2 protein-coding genes are annotated in these 3,106 nt (G+C 72.9%); one reads left to right on the top strand and one right to left on the bottom strand.

The features are described 5' to 3' along the window. Positions 1–253 precede the first annotated feature (253 nt). A complete protein-coding gene (locus UWG_RS0107540) occupies positions 254–1,129 on the bottom strand; it encodes a TauD/TfdA dioxygenase family protein (RefSeq protein WP_016906594.1) in 876 nt (291 codons plus the stop codon). Between the two features lie 564 nt (positions 1,130–1,693). Between UWG_RS0107540 and UWG_RS0107545 the strand changes: the two genes are divergently transcribed. After that, positions 1,694–2,719 carry a baeRF2 domain-containing protein gene (locus tag UWG_RS0107545; RefSeq protein ID WP_237720017.1) on the top strand — a complete coding sequence of 342 codons (1,026 nt, stop codon included), beginning with the start codon at positions 1,694–1,696 and terminating at the stop codon, positions 2,717–2,719. The last annotated feature ends 387 nt before the right edge of the window (positions 2,720–3,106 follow it).

The following is a 3,106-nucleotide window of genomic DNA, read 5'->3' on the forward strand; positions in this document are numbered from 1 at the left end:
GCCAGGCCGCCGAGAGGAGTAAGGCGACGGTGGCGCCGGCGGCCCGGGTGCAGGCGCGGCGCAGGGATTGCTGCATGCGGCTCTCCCAACTCTCCTGTGGGTTGGAGGTGTCGGGCGAAAGCTACCCGTCCGGGCGGGCCGAGCCACCGTCACCGCACACGACTTCAGCCGCACGGCGCGCACTTGGCGCGAACCGAGCGGCGGGACGGAGCCGTGCTCCGCCCCGCCGCAGGCAACCGTCAGCCGGCCGCCGTCAGAACGGCCGGTCGCCCGCGATGGCGACGCGCTCGGCGACGCGCGGCTGCGGGGCGTAGTCGGCGACGGCGTAGTGCTGGGTGGCGCGGTTGTCCCAGAACGCGACGTCGCCCGCCTGCCAGTGGAAGCGCACCTGGTACTCGGGGGTGTGCGCCTGCCGCGTCAGGTAGGCGAGGAGCCGGTCGCTCTCGGCGCGGTCCATGCCCTTGATGTGCGTGGTGAACGACGTGTTGACGAAGAGCATCTTCCGCCCCGTCTCCGGGTGGGTGCGCACCACCGGGTGCTCGACGGGCGGGAACTCGTCCTGGTGCTCGGCGACCTTCTCCGGGCCGTAGAACCGGACGAAGCCCGGGATGAAGTCGTGCACGGCGACGGCGCCTTCGATCCGCTCCTTCACCTCGTCGGAGAGGTTGTCGTAGGCGGCGGCCATGTCGGCCCACATCGTGTCGCCGCCGACCGGCGGCACCTCGCGCAGTTGCAACACCGCGCCGAGGGCGGGGCGTTCACGGAAGGTGACGTCGGTGTGCCAGACGTTCTCGAAGGTGGGGACGGAGCCCGCGCTCTTGTCGAACCGGACGACGTCGTCTGCCGAGCCGCGCGCGAGGAGCGGGTTGGTCTCCAACTCGCCCCAGTTGCGGGCGAAGGCACGCTGCTGTTCGGGCGTGAGGTGGGCGCCGCGGAAGAAGACGACCTTCCACTCCAGCAGGGCCCGGTTGATCTCCTCGCGGAGCTCCTCGTCGAGCGGTTCCGAGAGATCGGCGCCGCGGATCTCGGCGCCGATGACACGGCTGAGCGGGGTCACCTCGATACGGCGGTACGGGCGCTCCTCCCATCCCTCGGGGAAGGGGTTGAGGAGGCGCGTGCCCTCGTACATGCCGTCGGCGGGGACGCGTGCTTCACGGAGGGCGGGGGCGGGGGCGGTTGCGGGGGCTTCTGGTGCAACGGTCATGGGACACCTCGGAGTTCGTCTTCGGACCCGTCCGGCCCGGGCGGGTCGGCGGGATGCGCGGGAGGGGAGCGCCGCGGCACGGCAGCCGCGACCGCGGTACTCCCGGAGACGGGTGGGCATGGGCTCCGCAGAGGGGGAGCCCGCCTGGAGGTACTAGAGACCGGACCGTTCGCACCCGCGGCGCCACGGGCGACAGGCGAAGCCCTGCGCTGACGTCGAGTGCTTGATCATGCGGGACATTTTGGGACCGGAACTCCGACTCGTCAACCTCGCGTGCGCTCTGCGCACGTGTACGGCGACGCTCCGGAGCCGCGCGGACGCATCGCGTTCGTCGACGTTTGACAACACACACAGGGGTACGTGAAGACCACGGCCCACCGGGCACATCACCCGGCGCCGGGCCGTGAACGAACGCCGGCGGCGGAGCCCGCCACCGGTTGTCGCCTGCACTGATTGGGGCTGACCATGGAGCTGAAGGAACTGCAGCGCGTGTACGCCCACGAAGGGCCCTTCGCCGCCGTCTACCTGGAAGCCAGGTCGCCGGGCGAGGACTCCGAGACGCAGACCCGCCTCCGCTGGAAGGCGCTGCGTGAGCGTCTGGAATCCCAGGGCGCGACGGAGCAGGCACTGGACGCGGCAGAGCAGGCACTCGCCCGCGACCCGGCAGGCGAGGAGCAGGCGGACGGGCGCGTCCTCGTCGCCTCCGCCGACGACGGAGTCGTCCTCGACGAGCGCTGGGACGCCGCCCTCGGCACCGGAGACGACGCGCACTGGGGCGTGCTCCCCGAACTCGGCGCGTACGTCCGCGAGCAGGCGAGGTCGGTCCGCGTCCTGCTCGTCTCGGCCGACCAGGAGGGCGCGCAGTTGCGGGAGTTGGTCGTGGCCCAGGAGCACGTCCCCGTCGAGCGGAACGGCGAGGAGGTCGAGGGCAGCGGCATCGAGACGCCGCACCATGTGCGGGAGGGTGCGCTGGCGCACCGCCGTATCCAGCGCCGCGCCGACGAGGCCGTGCAGCGCAACGCCAAGGAGGTCGCCGCGGCGATCGACAGGGCGCGCACCCGGTTCGCGCCCGACGTCGTGCTCCTCGCCGGCGAGGTGCAGGGCCGCACGGCGGTGCGGGAGCAGCTCTCCACGGCCGCGTCCGAGCTCCTCGTCGAGACGGAGAGCGGCGGCAGCGACGAGGCAGGCGCCCAACAGGCCCTCACCGAAGAGGTGTTGCGCGTCGCCGGAGAGCACGAGAAGCGCCGCGCGGCCGACGAGCTGTCCCGCCTGCGCGAAGGCCAGGCCCACGACCGCGGCGCCACGGGCGACCCGGAGGTGATGCGGGCCGCCGAGATGGGCGCCCTCGACACCCTCCTCCTGGAGCCGGGCGCACCGGCGAGCCGCGAGGCGCTGTTGGTGAAGTCGGCATCGGAGACCGGCGCCTCCCTCGAACTCGTCCCCACCGGCACGGGGTTGGAGGACGGTGTCGGCGGCGTCCTCCGCTTTCCGCCGATGGGTGAGGCCGCGGAGTGAGCCGGAGTTGTGCTGAACGCCTTTCGGGGCGCATGGAGTTGATGGTGCGGGCTTAGTCGCGTGGGACGCCCGGCCGGTCGACAAGCGCACGCCTGTCGACCGGTCGGGCGTTCCCTTCGGTCGCTGCGTGCTCGGTGTCTCGCGAGCGGTCCGGCACGGAACGGCCGTTTCCCCGTCGTGGCCCCGACAGCGAGGCGTTGCGCCGTCTCCTGCGACGGCCTCCTTGCGACGCGGTTCCGCAGCCGCACACGGTCACCCGGGGACGCTCGCCCACCGCCCTGCTCGCTCGGACCGACGCCGACGGCCTCCGCCGGGCCGCAGCCGTCACCTCTCCGCACGTCCGCGCTGAGCGGCCCGCCGTCGGGGCCCTGGCTCCGGCGGCGGGGC

Source organism: Streptomyces xiaopingdaonensis, assembly GCF_000262345.1.
Lineage (GTDB): Bacteria > Actinomycetota > Actinomycetes > Streptomycetales > Streptomycetaceae > Streptomyces > Streptomyces xiaopingdaonensis.

Coding starts and splice junctions, on each gene's coding strand:
- UWG_RS0107540 (WP_016906594.1), bottom strand. CDS start 1,129: ATGTACGAGGGCACGCGCCTCCTCAACCCCTTCCCCGAGGGATGGGAG.